The organism is Saccharospirillum sp. (assembly GCF_039982735.1).
Classification (GTDB): Bacteria; Pseudomonadota; Gammaproteobacteria; order Pseudomonadales; family Natronospirillaceae; genus Saccharospirillum.
In genome coordinates this window covers 112,644-133,632 of record NZ_JBDWXV010000008.1, presented here as the reverse complement: position 1 = coordinate 133,632, position 20,989 = coordinate 112,644, and the positions used below count along the sequence as shown (strand labels likewise).

18 protein-coding genes are annotated in these 20,989 nt (G+C 57.3%); 14 read left to right on the top strand and 4 right to left on the bottom strand.

Going from position 1 to position 20,989, the window contains the following annotated elements:
- Window position 1: 1 nt before the first annotated feature.
- The 14 genes from murD to ABJT94_RS05205 all read left to right on the top strand — a co-directional run bounded on the left by murD (window position 2) and on the right by ABJT94_RS05205 (window position 17,636).
- Window positions 2-1,357 (top strand): UDP-N-acetylmuramoyl-L-alanine--D-glutamate ligase, encoded by a 1,356-nt coding sequence (gene murD, locus ABJT94_RS05270; protein WP_348477174.1) that lies wholly within the window; start codon window positions 2-4, stop codon window positions 1,355-1,357.
- Window positions 1,354-2,541, top strand: a complete 1,188-nt coding sequence (gene ftsW / locus ABJT94_RS05265) for a putative lipid II flippase FtsW (RefSeq protein WP_348477175.1) — start codon at window positions 1,354-1,356, stop codon at window positions 2,539-2,541. The genes murD and ftsW overlap by 4 nt, the downstream gene beginning before the upstream one ends.
- Window positions 2,538-3,617: an undecaprenyldiphospho-muramoylpentapeptide beta-N-acetylglucosaminyltransferase gene (murG, locus tag ABJT94_RS05260; protein WP_348477176.1), complete on the top strand. Its 1,080-nt coding sequence runs from the start codon at window positions 2,538-2,540 to the stop codon at window positions 3,615-3,617. The genes ftsW and murG overlap by 4 nt, the downstream gene beginning before the upstream one ends.
- A complete protein-coding gene (gene murC / locus ABJT94_RS05255) occupies window positions 3,614-5,059 on the top strand; it encodes a UDP-N-acetylmuramate--L-alanine ligase (RefSeq protein ID WP_348477177.1) in 1,446 nt (481 codons plus the stop codon). Before murG ends, murC begins: the two co-directional genes overlap by 4 nt.
- A complete protein-coding gene (locus ABJT94_RS05250) occupies window positions 5,056-6,012 on the top strand; it encodes a D-alanine--D-alanine ligase (protein ID WP_348477179.1) in 957 nt (318 codons plus the stop codon). Before murC ends, ABJT94_RS05250 begins: the two co-directional genes overlap by 4 nt.
- The gene (locus ABJT94_RS05245; protein WP_348477180.1) at window positions 6,009-6,797 is read left to right on the top strand and encodes a cell division protein FtsQ/DivIB; all 789 of its coding nucleotides are present in this window, start codon (window positions 6,009-6,011) and stop codon (window positions 6,795-6,797) included. The genes ABJT94_RS05250 and ABJT94_RS05245 overlap by 4 nt, the downstream gene beginning before the upstream one ends.
- Before the next feature lie 8 nt (window positions 6,798-6,805).
- Window positions 6,806-8,056: a cell division protein FtsA gene (gene ftsA / locus ABJT94_RS05240; RefSeq protein WP_213679310.1), complete on the top strand. Its 1,251-nt coding sequence runs from the start codon at window positions 6,806-6,808 to the stop codon at window positions 8,054-8,056.
- A 201-nt stretch (window positions 8,057-8,257) separates the two neighbouring features.
- A complete protein-coding gene (gene ftsZ, locus ABJT94_RS05235) occupies window positions 8,258-9,421 on the top strand; it encodes a cell division protein FtsZ (RefSeq protein WP_127557857.1) in 1,164 nt (387 codons plus the stop codon).
- 118 nt (window positions 9,422-9,539) lie between these two features.
- Entirely contained in the window at window positions 9,540-10,457 is a 918-nt protein-coding gene (gene lpxC / locus ABJT94_RS05230; protein WP_213679309.1) for a UDP-3-O-acyl-N-acetylglucosamine deacetylase, read from the top strand.
- A gap of 140 nt (window positions 10,458-10,597) precedes the next feature.
- Complete coding sequence (locus ABJT94_RS05225) at window positions 10,598-11,524, top strand: peptidoglycan DD-metalloendopeptidase family protein (protein WP_348477182.1); 927 nt, start codon at window positions 10,598-10,600, stop codon at window positions 11,522-11,524.
- Between the two features lie 170 nt (window positions 11,525-11,694).
- Entirely contained in the window at window positions 11,695-14,439 is a 2,745-nt protein-coding gene (secA, locus tag ABJT94_RS05220; protein WP_348477183.1) for a preprotein translocase subunit SecA, read from the top strand.
- Window positions 14,440-14,449: 10 nt separating this feature from the next.
- Window positions 14,450-15,670: a bifunctional glutamate N-acetyltransferase/amino-acid acetyltransferase ArgJ gene (argJ, locus tag ABJT94_RS05215; protein WP_348477184.1), complete on the top strand. Its 1,221-nt coding sequence runs from the start codon at window positions 14,450-14,452 to the stop codon at window positions 15,668-15,670.
- Window positions 15,671-15,684: 14 nt separating this feature from the next.
- Window positions 15,685-16,095 (top strand): 8-oxo-dGTP diphosphatase MutT, encoded by a 411-nt coding sequence (gene mutT, locus ABJT94_RS05210; protein WP_348477185.1) that lies wholly within the window; start codon window positions 15,685-15,687, stop codon window positions 16,093-16,095.
- Between the two features lie 83 nt (window positions 16,096-16,178).
- Window positions 16,179-17,636, top strand: a complete 1,458-nt coding sequence (locus tag ABJT94_RS05205) for an MFS transporter (protein ID WP_348477186.1) — start codon at window positions 16,179-16,181, stop codon at window positions 17,634-17,636.
- A gap of 133 nt (window positions 17,637-17,769) precedes the next feature.
- On the opposite strand, the gene ABJT94_RS05200 is transcribed toward ABJT94_RS05205, so the two are convergent.
- From ABJT94_RS05200 to ABJT94_RS05185, 4 genes are all read right to left on the bottom strand, one after another.
- Window positions 17,770-17,991, bottom strand: a complete 222-nt coding sequence (locus ABJT94_RS05200) for a DNA gyrase inhibitor YacG (RefSeq protein ID WP_348477187.1) — start codon at window positions 17,989-17,991, stop codon at window positions 17,770-17,772.
- A 316-nt stretch (window positions 17,992-18,307) separates the two neighbouring features.
- Entirely contained in the window at window positions 18,308-18,898 is a 591-nt protein-coding gene (coaE, locus tag ABJT94_RS05195; RefSeq protein ID WP_348477188.1) for a dephospho-CoA kinase, read from the bottom strand.
- Window positions 18,895-19,758, bottom strand: coding sequence for an A24 family peptidase (locus tag ABJT94_RS05190; RefSeq protein ID WP_348477189.1), 864 nt, complete (start codon window positions 19,756-19,758; stop codon window positions 18,895-18,897). The genes coaE and ABJT94_RS05190 overlap by 4 nt, the downstream gene beginning before the upstream one ends.
- Window positions 19,758-20,978 (bottom strand): type II secretion system F family protein, encoded by a 1,221-nt coding sequence (locus tag ABJT94_RS05185; RefSeq protein WP_348477190.1) that lies wholly within the window; start codon window positions 20,976-20,978, stop codon window positions 19,758-19,760. Before ABJT94_RS05185 ends, ABJT94_RS05190 begins: the two co-directional genes overlap by 1 nt.
- Window positions 20,979-20,989: the final 11 nt, after the last annotated feature.

The window sequence follows — 20,989 nt, the reverse complement described above, 5'->3', positions numbered from 1 at the left end:
TATGGCACTGATAGCAGCAGACACACATTATTTAGTCGTGGGCCTTGGGGCTACGGGGCTGTCGTGTGTCCGTTATCTGGTGGCGCAGGGCAAGTTGGTTTCGGTGATCGACAGCCGGCAGACGCCCCCGGGGCTGGATACGTTGCGGGCTGAATTTCCGGACGTTGACGTCACGCTCGGTGGCTTTGATGCCGATGTCATGACCCGGGTGGATGTCCTGGTGATGAGTCCGGGCGTGCCGCTATCGACTCCGGCGGTTCAGACGGCGCTCGCTAACGGAGTCCGTCTGAGCAGCGACATCGAGCTGTTTTGCCAGGCGCATCAGGGCCGCACCGTGTTGATCACCGGGTCCAATGCCAAATCGACGGTCACCAGTTGGCTGGCGGATATCGCCAGCCGTGCCGGGCTGTCTTATGTGGTTGGAGGCAATCTCGGGCAGCCGGCGCTTACTTTGTTGGAGGAGCCCGTCGAGTTGGCGATTCTGGAGCTGTCGAGCTTTCAGTTGGAGCTGGTCGGGCCCTTACGTGCCGATGTGGCCACGGTACTGAATGTGTCCGAGGACCATCAGGACCGTTACCCGAGCTTTGCCGCCTACCAGCAAACCAAGCAGCGTATTTACTTTGGCTGCCGTCACGCTGTGTATAACCGGGATGACGTTCTTACCTCGCCGTTGCTGCCAACCGGTGTCGCCCAGACAACCTTTGGCCTGGGTCAGCCCGATCTGAATCAGTTTGGAGTGTTGGAGCATGAAGGCGAAGCCTGGCTGGCCTGTGGTCGTGACCTGTGGTTCCCGGCAAGCGACGTTGCCTTGCCTGGTCGTCACAATCGCAGCAATGCCCTGGCGGTAATGGCGCTGGCTAAGGCCATTGGCCTGGGCCGCGACGCCATTCTGGCATCCTTGAAGTCCTTTAAAGGCTTGCCGCACCGGTGCGAGCCCGTTGGGTCCATTAATGGTGTGCAGTTTGTGAATGATTCAAAAGGCACCAACGTGGGTGCCACCCTGGCCGCTGTCGATGGACTGGGCCGTGATCATCCAGGGCGCCTGATCCTGTTGCTGGGTGGTCAGGGCAAGGGGGCCGATTTCAGTTCGTTGAACGAGCCGGTGGCGAAGTTGTGCAAGTCATCCTGGGTGTTTGGTCAGGATCAGGAGCAGATTGTCGCCGCGCTGTCCGCTGGCGGACGGTCCAGCACCGTTCACCGGGCCGACACCATGGAGCAGGCACTGGCCGGAGCCGAAGCAGAAGCGCTCACCGGCGACATTGTGTTGTTGTCACCTGCCTGTGCCAGTTTTGATCAGTTCAATGACTTTCAGCATCGGGGCAATGTGTTTCGGTCCTGGGTGGAGGCGCGCCTATGACTGCTCAGGCGAATGCCCTGCCGTTACTGTCTGATCGTTTGGCGGTTGCCTATCAACCCATGTGGCAGCCCGACCGGGTTTTGCTGGGAACCAGCATGGCGCTGTTGCTGATTGGTCTGGTGATGATCGGCTCGGCATCCATCGATGTGAGTGAACAGACGTTCGGTGTGCCTCACCACTTTGTTTTGCGCCATGCGGTTTACATGGTGCTCGGCTTTGGCCTGGCCTATCTGGTGAGTGCGGTGCCGTTGCGATTGTGGCAATCCTTCAGCTGGCTGCTACTGGTATTGGCGATGGTTCTGTTGGTGTTGGTGCTGATACCGGGCATCGGCCGGGAAGTAAAAGGCAGCTGGCGCTGGATTGATCTCGGCCCGGTGGGTTTTCAGCCTTCCGAACTGGGCAAGGTCGCGATGATTCTGTACGTCGCCTCTTATCTGGTAAGGCGCCGGGATGAAGTCATCAGCCGTCTGTCCGGGTTCGTTAAACCCTTGCTGGTGATGTCGGTGATGGTGGTGTTGCTGTTGCTGGAGCCCGATTTCGGCACCGTGGTGGTGGTGATCGGTACCATTCTCGGCATGTTGTTTCTGGGGGGCGTCAAGGCCGGCCAGTTTTTCCTGGCCGTGCTCGCGGCGGCAGGTGCAGTAACGCTGATGGCGTTTGCACAGAGCTACCGAGTACAGCGGCTGTTGTCGTTCATGGACCCCTGGTCGGAAGAGAACGTCTATGGCAGCGGCTACCAGCTTACCCAGTCTCTGATCGCTTTTGGACGGGGTGAATGGTTTGGCGTTGGCCTGGGCAATTCCATGCAGAAGCTGTTCTACCTGCCGGAGGCCCACAACGACTTTATTCTGGCCATTATTGGTGAAGAGCTGGGCCTGGTCGGCGTGATGGTTGTACTGGGGCTCTTTACGGCGCTGATTTACCGGATGTTCGCCATTGGCCGTCTGGCAGAGCAAAAAGGGTATTTGTTCGGTGCTTTTGTCAGCTACGGCATCGCCATGCTGTTTTCGATTCAGATTTTTATCAACGTCGGTGTGAATACCGGCTTGTTGCCTACCAAGGGCCTCACTTTGCCATTCGTCAGCGCGGGCGGGACCAGCCTGCTGGTGTGCATGGCGTTGGTAGCACTGGTTAATCGTGTTTATGGCGAAACCTTGCGCATGAGCGCGAAGGGGGCCAAATGAAGCGTGTGCTGATCATGGCTGGCGGAACCGGCGGTCATATTTTCCCGGCGATGGCAGTGGCTGAAGCGCTGCAGGAAGCCGGTTATGCCGTGAGCTGGCTGGGTGCGCGTCGTGGCATGGAAATGACGCTGGTGCCAAAAGCCGGATATGACCTTCACGCCCTGTCGGTTTCTGCCTGGCAGGGCGGTGGGCTGCTTCGCAAATTGATGGCGCCGCTGAATCTGATTCGCGCACTGGCTCAAGCCTGGTCGGTGTTGACCCAGTTGCGCCCCGGCGTAGTGGTTGGTTTTGGCGGCTATGCGTCGGCACCGGGTGGTATTGCGGCGTTGTTGCGCCGGGTACCGCTGGTGTTGCATGAACAAAATGGCATTCCCGGCCTGACCAACGCTCGCCTGGCCGGGCGCGCGACCCGGGTGTTGCAGGCTTTCCCCGGCACCTTTGCCGGCGATGTGGAAGTGGTCGGGAACCCGGTGCGCAAGGCACTGCTTGGGCTGGGAGAGCCGGTACAGCGCGGCCTCGGTGGTCACCGGCGGTTGCGGGTGCTGGTGATGGGCGGCAGTCAGGGTGCCCAGGCATTGAACGAGGTTGTGCCCCGTGCCGTTGGCGCGCTTACCCAGTCAACACGCCCCGAACTCTGGCATCAGGCGGGCCGTGGCAAAGTTGAAGCAACCCTGGCGGCCTATCAGGCCGCTGGCGTAGAAGGCAGCGTCGTTGAGTTTATTGACGATATGGCCAAAGCCTACGCCTGGGCCGATGTGGTGGTGTGCCGCAGTGGTGCATCGACGGTATCGGAACTCGCCGCCGTAGGTGCCTACAGCATTCTGGTGCCGTACCCCTGGCATCGCGATCAGCAACAGGTTCGCAATGCCGAATGGCTGGTGAATGAACAGGCCGCTGAGCTGATCGACCAGGCCGACTTTACTGGCACCTGGCTGGCTGAACGCCTGACCTACTGGCACAGCCACCGAACCGAATTGAAGACCCGGGCCACGAACAGTTGGCGCTGCGGAATACGGGACTCCGCGCAGCGAGTAGTCTCGGTGATTAACGAATTGGCAGTGGAGGACGCGGCATGACGCGCCTGGATATAAACAACGGACAAGAGTTTCCGATTCCTGAAATGCGCCGCATTCGCCGCATCCATTTTATCGGCATCGGCGGTGTTGGCATGTGTGGCATCGCTGAGGTGTTGCATAACCAGGGCTACAACATCAGTGGTTCCGACCTGAAAGACAGCGTGACTACCGAGCGGCTGGCCGCCATGGGTGTCACGGTGTTTATCGGTCACGATGAGAATAACGTTATTGGCGCTGATGTTGTGGTGGTGTCAAGTGCCATTAACCCGTTGAACCCGGAAGTGAAATGGGCACTGGATCGTCGCATTCCCGTGGTTCGCCGTGCCGAAATGCTGGCCGAACTGATGCGCTACCGGCACGGCATTGCCATTGCCGGTGCACATGGCAAAACCACCACCACATCGCTGATGGCCTCGGTGATGGCGCAGGGTGGTTTTGACCCGACCTTTGTGATTGGCGGCAAGCTCAACAGCGCGGGCAGCAATGCCCGTTTGGGCACCAGCCGCTATCTGGTGGCTGAAGCGGATGAGAGCGATGCCTCCTTTCTGCATCTGCAACCGATGACGGCGATCGTCACCAATATCGATGCCGATCACATGGATACCTACGAAGGTGATTTCGAAAAGCTCAAAGACACCTACATCCAGTTTCTGCACAACCTGCCGTTTTACGGGCTGGCGGTGCTGTGTGCCGATGATGAGCACATTCAATCCATATTGCCGCGCCTGTCACGCCAGTTTGTAACCTATGGGCTGGCCTCGGATGCCGACTACCGCGCTGTGGATGTTCGTCAGATCAGTGGCCGGACCGAGTTCCGTGTGCACCGGCCAAGCGGACACGAGCCGCTCGACATCGTGCTGCATATGCCTGGCATGCATAACGTGCTGAATGCCTTGGCCGTCATTGCCGTTGCGACCGATGAAGGCATGACGGACGACGCCATCTGCCAGGGGCTTAACGGTTTTGAAGGCGTGGGTCGCCGGTTCCAGTTGCAGGGCGAATACCCGGTTCCCGGTGGTGAGGTGATGCTGGTCGACGACTATGGACACCACCCGCGCGAACTGGAAGTGACCTTCGATGCCATTCGTCAGGGCTGGCCAGATCGTCGCCTGGTGGTGATGTTTCAGCCGCACCGGTTCAGCCGCACCCGGGATCTGTATGAAGACTTCGTCGACGTGTTGTCCAAAGTCGATGTGTTGTTGTTACTGGATGTGTATCCGGCCGGGGAAGAGACCATTGCCGGTGCCGATGGCCGCAGTCTGAGTCGTAGCATCCGGCTGCGCGGCCGGGTAGATCCGATTTTTATCGAACATAAAGACAAGGTGCTGAATGTACTGCCTGATGTGTTGCGGGCCGGAGACATCCTGTTAACGCAGGGCGCGGGTGATGTTGGGGCGCTGTCGGCCGACATTGCTGCAGCAAGGCTGGGGTTTGAATCATGACCGGTGCTGCATTCGTCAATACTGAAACCCTGGCGCGATTCCCACGTGTGGGTGTGGTGTATGGCGGGCAGTCAGCTGAACGCGAGGTTGCTCTGGGCAGTGGACGTACCGTTATCCGGGCCTTGCAAGAGGCAGGGTATCAGGTGGCCGAGCACGACGTAACCGGTCGTCCGGAGCTGATCAGCTGGCTGCAAACCACCGGGCTTGATCTGGTATTCCCGGTGCTGCATGGCCGGGGCGGCGAAGATGGCACGCTGCAAGGCCTGCTCGAATGGCTGGGCATACCCTATGTGGGCAGTGGCGTTCTGGCGTCGGCTCTGGCAATGGACAAATTGCGCAGTAAATGGGTGTTCGGCGCTAGCCAGATTGCGACACCGCCGTTTGCGGTGGTGCGATCGGCAGAAGAATGCACGGCACTGGCTAGCCAGCTGGAATACCCGGTCATGGTCAAACCGGTGCATGAAGGTTCGAGTATTGGTATGAGCCGGGTCGAAGACGCTTCCGGTCTGAGTGAAGCCTGTGCGCTGGCGTTCCAGTTCGACACCGAGGTCATGATCGAACAGTTCGTGGTGGGCAAGGAATACACCGTCGCTGTTATCGGAGATCAGGCATTACCGGTGATTGGCTTGCAGCCGGCGTCCGGGTTTTACGATTACAACGCCAAATACATTGCAGACGACACCCACTATGCCTTGCCCTCGGGTTTATCGGACGCTAAGGAAGCCGAGGTGAAAGCACTGTCGGTAAAAGCCTTTCAGGCGCTGGGCTGCCAGGGCTGGGGGCGGGTTGACCTGATGATGGACAGTGCCGGACAGCCCTTTGTGCTGGAAGTGAACACCATTCCGGGTATGACCGATCACAGCCTGGTGCCCAAAGCCTCGGTAGCGCATGGCTGGCCATTGCCGGAGCTGATGCACCGGATTCTGGCCACGGTGCCGGAGCAGCGGGCGTGACCGAGCACAAGCGACGCGGCCAGGGCGCTGTACCGCGCAAGCCCAGCAAACCGCCGCGCAATTGGCGGCGCGCACTGCGCCTGTCAGCGCAGGCATTGGCGGGTGGTTTGGCTGTCGCGGTATTGGTTGTTGGTGGTCGGTGGGTGACCGAGCAGGACGTATCACTGGACTGGCGCCCCATGGCGGTCACCACTTGGCAGGTGGATGAACTGCTGGTTTATGAAGATCGCAACAGGTTGGATACGGCCATGGAGGCTTTCCGCGGGCGCAGCTTGCTGACCATTGCGCCGGGTGAGGTGCAGCAGAGGCTGGAACAGTTGCCCTGGATAGCCGAAGTGAGTGTCACCAAAGCCTGGCCCGACCGGTTGCAACTGGCCGTAACCGAGCATGAGCCGGTCGCCCGCTGGAACGGCGATCAGGTGCTAAACAGCGACGGTGAGCCGCTGAGCCGTCCGGTTGCTGAACTGGTTCTGGCTGAATTGAGTGGGCCGGACGCACAGGCCAAGCGCGTGATGGAGCAATACCTGCAGTTTAGCCGGGTCTTTTCCGGTGCAGGGCAGCGGCTCAATGGCGTCGAAATGCACCGTCGTGGTGCGTGGACGCTCACGCTGGACAGTGGCATTGAAGTAGCGCTGGGGTCCAAAGACATGCTGGCAAGAACACGTCGGGTGGTTGTGCTGCTGAATGCAGAGGGCGTGGCACCCGGCACGATTGAATACATCGATGCGCGGTATCCGAACGGCCTGGCCGTCGGACACCGGGCATCTTCTGAACCATCGGTATGAGGTGAGAGATGACATCGCCGTTTCAGGGAAAATTGATCGTCGGGCTGGATATCGGTACATCCAAGGTCGTCGCTATCGTGGGTACGGTGACAGCCGAAGGCGGCATTGAGATTGTTGGCCTGGGGTCGCACCCGTCGCGCGGTTTGAAAAAAGGCGTGGTGGTGAACATTGAATCCACCGTGCAGAGCATTCAGCGCGCGGTTGAGGAAGCTGAACTGATGTCTGGCTGCGATATTCATTCTGTGTATGTCGGCATCGCGGGCAGCCACATTAGCAGTCTGAACAGCCACGGTATTGTCGCGATCAAGGAAAAAGAGGTGATCGAGGCTGACCTTGAGCGCGTGATCGATGCTGCCCAAGCCGTCGCTATCCCGGCCGATCAGCGGATTCTGCACATACTGCCGCAGGAATACATCATCGATTCACAAGAAGGTATTAAAGAGCCTTTGGGCATGTGTGGCGTGCGACTGGAGGCCAAGGTGCATCTGGTGACTGGCGCCCAGAATGCCGTGCAGAACATCGACAAATGTGTGCGTCGCTGTGGGCTGGAAGTCGATCAGATCATTCTCGAGCAGCTGGCTTCTGCCCAGGCTGTACTGACTGACGATGAACGGGAGCTGGGCGTTTGCCTGGTCGACATTGGCGGCGGCACGACCGATATGGCGATTTTTACTGAAGGCGCGATTCGCCACACGGCGGTGATCCCGATTGCCGGTGACCAGGTGACCAACGACATCGCCATGGCCTTTGCCACGCCGACCCAGCATGCCGAAGAGATCAAGATCAAATACGCCTGCGCGCTGTCTCAATTGGCCGGTGCGCATGAAACCATCAAGGTGCCGAGCGTGGGTGACCGCAGTGCGCGCGAACTGACCCGCCAGGCTCTGGCTGAAGTGGTCGAGCCGCGCTATGAGGAGCTGTTTAACCTGATCAAGTCAGAACTGCGCCGCAGCGGTTTCGAAGACATGATCCCGGCCGGAGTCGTACTGACGGGTGGCACTGCCAAGATGGAAGGCGCTGTGGAACTGGCCGAAGAGGTTTTTCATGTGCCAGTCCGGCTGGCCTATCCGCAGAATGTCTCGGGCTTGTCGGATGTGGTCTCCAACCCGATTCACGCAACCGGCGTTGGCCTGTTGCAGTACGGGTTAAAGCAGCTTCAGGGCGGCAAGCAGCCCGCCACTCGGGTGCGCAAACAGGCGCAGGTTCCCAAAGAGAGCGCCTGGACCCGGTTTCGCAGCTGGATGGCGAACAATTTTTAACCATTTTGCAAGACCGAGCCGGTACGCCGGATCGGAAAAAGGACGGTTGCCGCATTCAGGCAGTAAGTGGCAGCCAAGACAGGACGACCCTCACACATTCAGGGCACAGACCTTCGGGTCTGAAACAACAACATCCATTCTTAAAACAATGGAAGGAGCAGGAAAATGAAACATTATGATCCGGAAGTAAACGGCGGCGATATGTTCACACTCGTCGACGAACAGCCGCAAGCGGCGGTGATCAAGGTGTTTGGCTGTGGCGGCGGCGGCGGTAACGCCGTGCGTCACATGTTGCAGTCGCACATCAATGGCGTTGAGTTCATTTGCGCCAACACCGATGCCCAGGCATTGCGTGGCGTAGAGGCCACTACCCAACTGCAGCTGGGTAATGGCATTACCCGGGGCTTGGGTGCCGGTGCGAACCCGGAAGTAGGCCGTCAGGCGGCGCTGGAAGACCGTGAGCGCATTGCCGAAGTGCTCAAGGGCGCTGACATGGTGTTCATCACCGCGGGCATGGGTGGCGGCACCGGTACCGGCGCTGCGCCTGTCGTCGCAGAAGTGGCCAAAGAACTGGGCATTCTGACCGTCGCTGTAGTGACCAAGCCTTTCCCGTTTGAAGGCCGCCGCCGGATGAAGGTCGCCAATGAAGGTCTGGACATGCTGCGCGAGCATGTGGATTCACTGATCACTATCCCCAACGAGAAATTACTGACCGTTTTGGGTAAGAATGTGACGCTTTTGGAAGCTTTTTCCGAAGCAAACAACGTGCTTCTGAACGCTGTTCAAGGTGTCGCTGACCTGATTATTCGTCCCGGTACCATCAACCTCGACTTCGCCGACGTCAGGACTGTTATGTCTGAGATGGGCATGGCGATGATGGGTAGTGGCATTGCCTCCGGAGAAGACCGTGCGGTCAGAGCTGCCGAGATGGCGATTCGCAGCCCGCTGCTTGAAGACGTTGATCTGCATGGTGCCAAAGGCATCCTCGTCAACATCTCAGCCGGTGTCGATCTGGGGCTGGATGAGTTCACTCAAGTCGGTGATACCATCGAAGAATTCGCTTCTGAAGACGCAACTGTTGTAGTTGGCACGGTTATTGATCCTGAATTGGGTGATGAGATTCGTGTGACCGTGGTAGCGACTGGCATTGGCCAGGCCGAAGCCATGGCTGCCAAGCCCAAGGTGGCGGTAGATAACACCCGCAAAGCAGATGGCAGTGTCGACTACAAGAAGCTCGATCGCCCCACTGCAGTGCGTAATGCCAAGCCTTCAGAAGCCGCAGCGGAAGACAGCAAACCAATGCGCAGTGCGAAAGACCTGGATTACCTCGATATTCCAGCGTTTTTGCGCCGTCAGGCTGACTGAATCTGTACAGAAATAGCGTAGGTTCGCTGTCAAGCTTCTGGTAGAATGCTTGCCCTTAATATTTTGACGGCGTTGAGCCAGTAGCGACTGGCTGAACCAAACAGTAGGATCGGAACGCATGGTAAAACAGAGAACACTCAAGAACGCAATTCGTGCTACCGGCGTGGGTTTGCACTCAGGCAAAAAGGTGTATCTGACGTTGAAACCTGCGCCCGTCGACACGGGTATCGTTTTCTGCCGCACGGATCTTGATCCGGTTGTGGAAATTCCTGCCCATGCCCTGAATGTGGGCGATACCACCTTGTCGACGACCCTGGTAAAGGGTGATGTCTGCATCGACACCGTCGAGCACCTGCTGTCGGCCTGCGCTGGCCTGGGCATTGATAATGCCTACATCGAAGTCAGCGCGGCCGAAGTGCCGATTATGGACGGCAGCGCCGGTCCCTTCGTCTTTCTGCTGCAGTCCGCCGGAATCGAAGAACAGGGCAAGGCCAAACGCTTTATTCGTATTAAGAAGCCGGTCATCGTGGAAGATGGCGACAAGATCGCCCGGTTTGAGCCCTATGAAGGCTTTGCTGTGCGATTCACCATCGATTTCGATCACCCGGTGTTTCGTGATCGTTCGCAAACGGCCGAGCTGGATTTTTCCACCACGGCTTTTGTGAAAGAGATCAGCCGGGCCCGTACGTTCGGTTTTATGCGCGATTTCGAGTACCTGAGAGCCAATAATCTGGCGCTGGGCGCTAGCGTGAATAACGCAATCGCCGTTGACGATTACAAAATCTTGAACGAAGATGGGCTCCGATACGAAGACGAGTTTGTCAAGCACAAAGTACTGGACGCCGTGGGTGACCTGTACTTGCTGGGCCACAGCCTGATTGGCCGCTTTGTCGGTTATAAGTCGGGCCACGGGCTGAACAACTTGCTGTTACGGGCTTTGCTCAAGCAGGAAGACGCCTGGGAGTTCGTAACTTTCGAAAATGAAGAAGCGGCTTCAGTGCCCATCGCCTATGCGCCGGTGCTTGCAACAAGCTAACAACTCATGTGTACCGCTCGGGTCTCACAATCACGGCGCCTGCGACTGGCAGGGCAGCACTGAGTGGTGATCGGGCGGTTCGCACGAAACACTCGTCCCGGTCTTTCGTGCCGCTTGTTCAGGATAGGTAATCGCGCAGTATGAACGTGATCTTTGTCAGTCGGCGTCATAGCCGTTCCAGAACGTTATCATTGCCACTGCTGGTGGCATTCCTGGTGTTGATCGCGGTCAGCCTGATGGGCAGTGGCGCTTACATGGTGCACCTCTGGTATCAGGACGATACGCCTCTGGTAATGGATTCCCGGGCGGTTCAGGCCTGGCAGGAGCGTATGGCGTTTCAGGAAGAAGAGCTTGAACGTACCCGCAGTTATACCGAAGACCAGATTCGTGCCCTAACCGTAAAACTCGCCCAACAGCAATCCCGTCTGACCCGCCTCGACGCACTCGGTGAGCGTCTGGTTAACGTTGCCAAGCTTGAAGACGGCGAGTTTGATTTCAGCATCGACCCGGCCGTAGGTGGTCCGGAAAGCGATGTCGGTGATGCCTATTCACCGCCCGATTTCGTGAATGCCCTCAATGAACTCTCCAGCCTGATCGACAGCCGCGAGCAGCAATTGTCTGTACTGGACTCGCTGTTGGGCGACCGCAAAATACAATCCTCTACCTTTGTTGCCGGCCGCCCTATTGAGCGCGGCTGGATGAGCTCCCGTTATGGCTACCGGAATGACCCTTTCAATGGCAACGTAGCCTGGCACGACGGGGTCGACTTTGCTGGTAAGGAAGGCTCGAACGTCATTGCCGTCGCTGCCGGCGTGGTTACCTGGGCGAGCGATCGATATGGCTACGGTAATCTGGTCGAAGTAAACCATGGCAATGGTTATGTCACCCGCTATGCTCATGCCCGGGAAATATTGGTTAACGTAGGTGATGTGATCAGCAAGGGCGATGTTGTCGCCCTGATGGGCAGCACCGGCCGCTCGACTGGCCCGCACGTGCATTTTGAAGTGCTGCACCGTGACAAGTCGGTTGATCCGGCGAAATACATCGATCGCGTAGCCCGGTTTTAGCGTCCTGTCCGGGGCGTTTTGGCCAAATAGACACCCCTCACCTTTTCGGGTGATGGCCCGAAAAGCCCCCGCCAGACTATTTTTACAATTTCAAAGACAAGAGCACTTGCAGTCAGTATAGTTGACCACCACTAAGTCTTTGAATCGAATCTAAAAAACGACACTCTCCTATGTTCACGACACTGATGAAGAAGGTGGTCGGTTCCAAGAACGACCGCGAAATTAAGCGATTGGCCCGCCTGGTACAGCGAATTAACGTCCTGGAACCCGACATGGAACGCCTGTCTGACGACGAGATCAAAGGTCAGACGGCTGTATTTCGTGAACGGCTGGAAAAGGGTGAATCGCTCGACAGCCTGATCCCCGAAGCCTTTGCACTGGTGCGGGAAGCAAGCCGCCGCGTACTGGGTTTGCGCCATTTCGATGTGCAGATGATCGGCGGTATGGTGCTCAACTCCGGCAAGATTGCCGAGATGAAGACCGGCGAGGGTAAAACCCTCGTAGCCACCCTGGCTGCCTACCTGAATGCCCTGCCTGCCAAAGGAGTTCACATCATCACCGTGAACGACTATCTGGCGCGGCGTGATGCGGAATGGATGCGCCCTTTGTATGAAGCGCTTGGGCTGACAGTCGGCATTGTGGTCTCACAACAGGACCCGAACGAAAAGCGGGCCGCCTACCAGGCTGATATCACCTACGGTACCAACAACGAATTCGGCTTCGACTACCTGCGCGACAATATGGCGTTTAGCCTGAAAGACAAATTCCAGCGCGGTCAGGCTTTCGGCATTGTGGATGAAGTGGATTCCATTCTGATCGATGAAGCCCGGACCCCTCTGATCATCTCCGGGGCTGCCGAAGATTCCAGCGAACGCTACATTCAGGTCAATAAGCTGATTCCATCGTTGAAACCGGCCAAAGAAGCGACCGAGGGTGAAGAAGCTGTAGACGGCGATTTCCTGGTCGATGAGAAGAATCGCTCCATTGAACTGACCGAGCAGGGCCATGACCGGGTTGAATCCCTGCTGCAGGATGCGGGTTTGCTGCCAGAAGGCGAATCCCTTTACGCACCGCACAATCTTTTGCTGTTTCACCACGTTACGGCGGGCCTGAAAGCCCACTACATGTTTCAGCGCAACGTCGACTACATTTTGCAAAACGACCAGGTGGTCATTGTTGATGAGCACACCGGCCGCACTATGCCCGGGCGTCGCTGGAGCGATGGTCTGCACCAGGCGGTAGAGGCCAAAGAAGGCCTCCAGGTTCAAAAAGAGAACCAGACCCTGGCATCAACCACCTTCCAGAACTATTTCCGGCTGTACGATAAGCTGTCTGGCATGACGGGCACGGCCGATACCGAAGCGTTCGAGCTTAACCAGATCTATGGTCTCGACGTGGTGGTGATACCAACCAACAAGCCCATTGCCCGTACCGACTTTAACGACCTGATTTTCCTGACCGAACCTGAAAAATTCAACGCAGTGATTGAAGACATCATTGCCGAGCGCGACAAAAAGCGCCCGGTTCTGGTGGGTACAGCCTCTGTAGAGGCGTCGGAGCGAATCTCCGAAGCCCTGACCAAAGCCAAGGTGCCCCACAACATTCTGAACGCCAAGCAGCACGACCGGGAAGCTCAGGTGATTGCCCAGGCAGGGCAGCCCGGCGCCGTGACCATTGCGACCAACATGGCAGGGCGGGGTACCGACATCAAGCTTGGTGGTAACTGGGAAACAGAAGTGCTGGATCTCGACAGCGCCGACTCGGATGCTCTGGCACGCGCCGAGGCTGACTGGAAGGAACGCCACCAGACAGTGATCGAAGCCGGTGGTTTGCACATTATTGGTACCGAGCGCCACGAAAGCCGCCGTATCGATAACCAGTTGCGTGGCCGTGCCGGTCGCCAGGGCGACCCGGGGTCATCCCGCTTCTTCCTGTCGATGGAAGACAGCCTGATGCGAATCTTCATGCCCGAACGCATGAAAGGCATCATGCAATCGCTGGGCATGAAAGACGGTGAAGCTATTGAAGCCAAAATGGTCAGTAACGCCATCGAAAAGGCGCAGCGCAAGGTCGAGAACCGCAACTTCGACATCCGCAAGCAATTGTTGGAATACGACGATGTGGCCAACTCTCAGCGCCAGGTGGTGTATCAGCAACGCGATGACCTGATGGCGGCCGACAGCATTGAAGATGTGATCGACAATGTTCGCAGCGACATCGTCAACGCTGAAATCAGCGAATACATTCCGCCGCAGAGCCTGCCCGAGCAATGGGATATTTCTGGCTTGGAAACTGCGGTGCAGAAAGAGTTCGGCGTGAAACTGCCGGTTCAGGAATGGCTGGATGCCGACGACCACCTGCACGAAGAGAAGTTGCGCGAACGCATCCTTGAAGCCGCCGTTGCTCACTACAAAGAGAAAGAATCGGTCGCTGGCCCACAGGCCCTGCGCCAGTTCGAAAAGCAGGTCATGTTGCAGGTGCTGGACCAGCACTGGAAAGAGCACCTCTACAACATGGACCACCTGCGTCAGGGCATTCATTTGCGCGGTTATGCGCAGAAAAACCCCAAGCAGGAATACAAGCGCGAGTCGTTCGAGCTGTTTCAGGCCATGCTCGAGCAGGTTAAAGCCGATACCATTCGCATCCTGTCACACGTTCAAGTGCGTACGCCGGAAGAATCAGCCGAAGAAGAGCGCAAACGCCGCGAAGCTGCTATGGCCCGAATGAATTTCGAACACAGCAAGGCAACGCCGCTGGAAGACGCCGCCAAGGCGGAAGCCGACGCAGGTTCGGCACCCGATACAGCGGCAGCCCAGGCTGCTCCGGCGCGTCAGGCCCCCAAGGTGGGCCGAAACGAGCCCTGCCCCTGTGGTTCTGGCAAGAAGTACAAACACTGTCACGGAAAATTGAACTGAGGGTGCAAGGATGGCCGTTGGACAACCCAATACAGCCCCGTTGATTCCGATCGACGGCATCTCCATCGGTGTCGGTTGCGCGGGCATTAAGAAGCCCAACCGGCAAGACCTAGTGGTGTTCCAACTGGCTCCGGGCAGTTCGGTGGCCGGTGTATTTACGACCAACGCCTTCTGTGCCGCACCGGTTATCGTGGCTCGCGAGCATCTGAAACAGGGTGATATCCGTTGTCTGGTCATTAACACCGGCAATGCCAACGCCGGCACCGGCCAGCAGGGGCTTGAAGACGCGCATGAAACCTGTGCCCGCCTGGCGGCCCTGAAGCGCATTGAGCCCGAGCAGGTGCTGCCGTTTTCAACCGGTGTTATTGGCGAGTACCTGCCAATGCCCGCCATTGCCCAGGCACTGCCCAATGTGGTGGCTGCGATGAGCCCTAACCACTGGGCCGATGCCGCCAAAGGCATTCTGACCACCGATACCCGTGCCAAAGGCTGCTCGCGCCAGTTCGAATACCAGGATGAAACCATTACCGTCACTGGCATCGCCAAGGGGTCGGGCATGATCAAGCCCAACATGGCCACTATGCTGGGTTTTGTTGCCACCAATGCGAACGTTGCGCCAGATATCCTGCAGCAATTGCTGACGGCCGCGAATGAGCGCAGCTTTAACCGCATTACCGTCGACGGCGACACCTCGACCAATGACGCCTGTATTCTCATTGCCACCGGCCAGACCGAAGCCCCGGCCATCACGTCGACAGACAGCGACGTTTACCGTCATTTGCTCAAGACCGTCTCGGAAGTCATGCTGGAGTTGGCGCAGGCCATCGTGCGGGATGGCGAAGGGGCAACCAAGTTTGTTGAGATTGCCGTCGAAGGCGCTAAAACCACCGAAGAAGCACTCAGCGTTGCCTATACCATCGGCCATAGCCCTCTGGTAAAGACGGCGCTCACGGCTTCTGATGCCAATTGGGGCCGCATTCTGGCCGCGGTGGGCCGCAGTGGCGTAGCAGAGCTCGACGTCGACCAGGTTGATATCTGGCTGGATGATGTTCAGATCGTCAGCAAAGGCGAACGAGCACCCGGCTACACCGAAGCAGCGGGTAGCGCCGTCGTTGCTCAGGAAGAAATTGCCATTCGGGTTCACCTGAACCAAGGCGAGGTCTCAGACCGGATCTGGACCACAGACTTGTCTCACGACTATGTCAGCATCAATGCAGATTACCGTAGTTAAAGGGTTGCAAGACAGTGACCAACACGCCTAAAAAAACCGTACACGTTGCTGTTGGTATGGTGGTGCGAGATGGCCAGGTGTTGATCGCCAAACGTCAGGACCATCAGCATCAGGGCGGCCTCTGGGAATTTCCCGGTGGCAAAGTAGAGGCTGGTGAAACCACGGCTCAAGCACTGGTCCGAGAGTTTCAGGAAGAAGTTGGTCTGATCCTGGATCCCGAGCAAATGACGCCCCTGATGGAGCTTCCCTTCGACTACGGCGACAAAACTGTTCTACTGGACACCTGGGTGTGCCACAGCACTGAGGGTGTTGCCCGGGGCTGCGAAGGCCAGCTAGTTCAATGGGTGCCTATCGATGAGCTCGACGGGTACACCTTCCCCGAAGCCAATGCAGAATTGATCTCGAGATTCCGGCAATCACGTTAGCATTGCGAGGGACGTGAGTCTGTCCCGACGAAAGCGGGCTATCCTATGGACGCCGATTATCAACAACACGGGTCCTTCGAGTTATGACTGACTGGCTTGAGCCCTGCCCACCAAAACAACGGCCTTGGGTGCTGGCGGCAACGATCCTGGCCTCGGCGATGGCATTTATTGATGGCTCCGTGGTCACCATCGCCCTGCCGGTCATCCGCACCGATCTTGGTGCCTCCCTCACAGAGATGCTCTGGGTGCTGAATGCCTATACCCTGCTTCTGGGAGCCCTGTTAATGGTCGGCGGTGGCGCAGGTGACCGCCTTGGCCGGCGCCGTGTGTTCCTGGCCGGTACTCTTCTTTTTGCGCTGGCATCGCTGCTCTGCGCTCTGGCACCCAGCCCGGAAGTGCTGGTCGCTGGACGGGCCCTTAAAGGCGTTGGTGCTGCACTGCTGGTTCCCCAAAGCCTGGCTATAATCTCGGCTAGTTATCCGGAAGGCGAACGCGGCCATGCCATTGGGCTTTGGGCCGGTGCTTCAGCGCTGACTACAGCCCTCGGTCCTGCTGTCGGTGGTATTTTAATGGACCTGTTCAGCTGGCGGGCGGCCTTTTGGATCAACCTGCCACTGGCCGCACTGGTGCTGTTGCTGACCCTGGCTTTCATGCCTGAAACCCGCGACCGCTCCGCTAGAGGTCGACTCGACTGGGGAGGAGCGCTCATCGCTTTTCTCGCTTGCGGGTCGCTGACGCTGGGGTTGACCTGGCTGACCGATACGGAAGGGCGTCTCGCCCTGTCCCTTGCGCTGGTCTGCCTGGGACTCGTTGGTTTGATGGTTTTTTTCTGGTACGAAGGCCGGGTGAAGCAACCCCTGGCACCGACCGTATTGTTTCGAAGCCGGGCTTTTACCGGCACCAACCTAATGACCCTGCTGCTTTACGGGACATTGTCCGGCACCCTGTTTCTGGTGCCAATCGACCTTATAGAGTACCGGGGCCTGACGCCCACCCAGGTAGGGTTGGCGATGATGCCGTTTGGGCTGATTATTGGCTTGTTGTCGAGCCAGGCAGGCAAGCTGGGCGACCGGATAGGCGCGCGCCCGATGTTATTATTTGGTTCGTTGGTGGTGGCTGCAGGGGTTGCCGGGCTTGCATTTCAGTTCGACAACTTCTGGCTGGGTGTGGAGCTGCCCCTGTGCATTATGGCGTTGGGCATGGCCATCGTCGTATCTCCGCTGACGACGACGGTCATGAATTCGGTGTCTGATGCCCGTGCCGGCACCGCCTCGGGCATCAACAACACCGCCAGTCGGCTGGCGGGGTTGTTCGCCATTGCTGGGGCGGGTGCCTGCGCGGCGCTCCTGTTTCAAACGTTCAATCAGTCAGACCAGGGTAAATTTGGTCTCTTCCCTGATTCCAACGCTGACGGGTATGACGCCATTGTTGGCGCTTATCAACTCGCTTACGGGGGCAGTCTGGTCATGTTGGCAGTCGGCGCATTGGGTGCAGCGCTCATTGCCGCCTGGCTGATCCCCGCAAAAGCGGGCAAGGCTTAATGAGTAAAGGGCGCGCCGGAAGTTAGAATGAGACCGGTGATTGCTCGAGGCCTTTGTCGCCGGGCAGCCATGTCACCTAACTCATGGGCGTCCGTTCTTCTATTGGCTGGCGTCTCTAACGGGTCCACGTCATTCAATGCTTCGAGTCGCTGGACGTCCAGCGTTCCAAGTCTTCGCTCATCATTTCGTCATACGCCGGTTTGCCGGCAATTTTATGTCCTTCACTCGCCCACTCACCCAGATCTATCAGCTTGCACCGTTCCGAACAGAAGGGCCGCCAGGTATTGTCTTTTGAATAGGTAATGAGCTTCTTGCACGTGGGGCAGGGTACCTGAGGTGGCGCTTTGGCTGACATGCCGGTATTCCTCTTGATTCAATTCAGATTATTGAGGAGCCTCTGAACCATTCCCCCAGGGCTCTGCACGAGCTAAAAAAGTTCTGGCAAAAGGCGCACTTCGCAGCACAATGGCCGTAGCCCTTGTCAAGAAGTGCAACGCCGGGGCAGGACGTTTTAGCCGCGCCCTACGGGTGGTGCGGCATTCCGACTTTCCGAGGAACGTTGCCACCGCGTTGGACTCATTTGAAAGGTCCAGACATTCCTGCATGAGTCCGCCTTGTGGCAACGTCCCTCGGATAAGCCAGAGCACAGGGGGGAATGATTCAGAGGCTCCTCAGGAGCTTTTTGCCACAAAGTGGCTATGCAATGCAAGAATGGCGGATTCCAGGTGGGCGAGTGTGCCAGTATTGTCTAAGCAATGCGTCGCTCGGGCCTGTTTGTCGGAGCGGCTCATCTGACTGTCGATTATCCGCTGTACCTGGTTCTCATCCACTCGGTCACGCTGAGTCACCCGCTGGCGCTGAACCGACTCCGGTACATCGATCAGAACTGTTTCATCGCACAAGGCATCCAGATTGTTCTCGAATAGCAAAGGAGCGACCAGAACCGAGTAGGGAGGTGGCTGCTGTTTCAACTGAGCGAGCATTTGCTCGCGGATCAGTGGGTGCAGCAAGCATTCAAGCCACACTCTATCGGCTGGTGAGGTGAATATTCGCTCACGCAGCAAGGCCCTGTTTAACTGGCCTTCAGGGGTCAGAATGTCCGAACCGAACTTTTCGGCGATGGCACTCAGTGCCGGTGAGCCTTTGGCGACCACGTCACGGGCGACGACATCGGCATCCACACAGCCAATGCCCAGTGATTCAAATACCCTGCTGGCCGCTGATTTTCCGGAACCAATGCCCCCGGTTAACCCTACAATCATGCAAAACTGCCCAGATACCAGGCGGTGATGGTATTGCCCCAGAATACATAGACCAGAGCCGCCCCGCACAGATAGGGGCCAAACGGGATGGGAATTTGCCGTTCACGCCCCATAAAGGCAATGAGAGCAATGCCAACAACAGCACCCACCAGCGAAGACAGCAGAATAATGAGCGGCAAGGCCCCCCAGCCAAACCAGGCGCCAAAGGCGGCAAACAGCTTGAAATCACCGTAGCCCATGCCTTCCTTGCCGGTCAGCAACTTAAAGGCCCAATAGATGCTCCAAAGCGACAGATAGCCAGCAACGGCGCCGATGACGGCTTGCTCCAACGGAACGAAGGTGTTCCCAAGGTTAAGCAGCAGCCCCAGCCACAATAACGGCAGGGTGATCGAATCTGGCAGCAACTGGTGATCGACATCAATCATCGTCATTGCGATCAGTGCCCAAAAAAGGACCAGTAAGGCGGCCGTTTGAACAGTGGCCCCAAACTGCCAAGCCAGTGCCAGCGAGAGCAGGCCAGTCGTAAGCTCAATAATAGGGTAGCGGGGCGAAATCCGGGTTTTACACTGTGAGCATTTACCGCCCAGCACCAGGTAGCTGATAACGGGGATATTCTCCCAGGCACGTATCTGGTGACCGCATGACGGGCAGGTGGAGTCTGGCTTGATCAGGTCAAATCTAGTCTGTTCCGGCTCATCCACACCAGCCATCTCGGCGGCTTCGCGCGCCCAGGCGTTTTGCATCATCACTGGTAGGCGGTAGATCACCACGTTCAAGAAGCTGCCCACCAGCAACCCCAATACTAAAACGGTCGCCAGCAGGGCGACCGTGTTGGATTGCAGAAGTTCGAAAAATGCCATCAGATAACGTTACCCATCTGGAACATGGGCAGATACATGGCAATGACCAGACCGCCTACCACGACGCCCAGGAATGACATGATCAAAGGTTCCATCATCGAGGTTAAGCCATCAACAAGGTTATCGACTTCCTCTTCATATATCACCGCAGCCTTGGCCAGCATGTCGTCCAATGAGCCAGATTGTTCACCGATCGATACCATCTGAATCAGCATCGGCGGAAACGTCTCCTGAGTTTTCATCGACACAGCCAGCTCAGTACCGGTTTCTACATCCCGGCGAACGTTCAAAATGGCCGTCTCATAAATGATGTTGCCGGATGCACCTGCCGCTGATTCGAGTGCGCTGACCAGCGGTACACCGGCGGCAAAAGTTGTAGACAAGGTGCGAGCGTAACGGGCCATAGCAGACTGGTACAGAATAGGCCCGAAAATGGGCAGTTTCACGACCATTCGCTGTACAGCGTGCTTGAAAGGTTTTGACCGTTGCATGCCCTGTTGAAATAGAAATACCGCAACAATCAAGACGCCTAGCGCCACAATGCCGTTGCTTTGAATCCAGGTCGACATGTTCATAACGACCTGAGTAGGTACGGGCAAGTCAGCGCCAAAACCCGAAAACATTTCCGCAAAAACCGGTACAACCTTTAATAGAAGAATGATGGTAACAATGGCTGCGATGGTAAGTACGGTTGCGGGGTATTTCATTGCGCTTTTAACTTTCTTGCGCAAACTTTCTGCTTTTTCCTGGTAGAGCGCTACCCGGTCTAGCATGGTTTCCAGGGCACCGGCTTGCTCGCCCGCCTCTACCAAAGAGCAGAAAAGGTCGTCGAAGTACTTTGGGTGTTCTCGTAGAGCTGCACCAAATGAACCGCCCCCGGCTACGTTATTTTTTAATTGCATGACCAGCTCGGCCATTTTTTTATTTTCCAGGCCTTCCGCAACGATTTCAAAGGCCCGCATCAGTGGGACCCCGGCCTTCATCATGGTTGCCATTTGGCGGGTGAAGAGGGCAATGTCGGAAGACTTGATGCCGGGCTGAAACAACTGAATGTCGCCGCGTTTCTTGGCCAGCTTTTTGATCTTAACAATGCCTTTTCGGCGAAGATCGGCCTTGATCAGCGCCGGATTGGTGCCGGATATCTCACCTTTTTGCACCCGTCCATTACGGTCGGTGCCTTCGTAGGTGAACATCGAAATCTTCTGTGCCTTGGTGGCCATTCAGTGCCGTC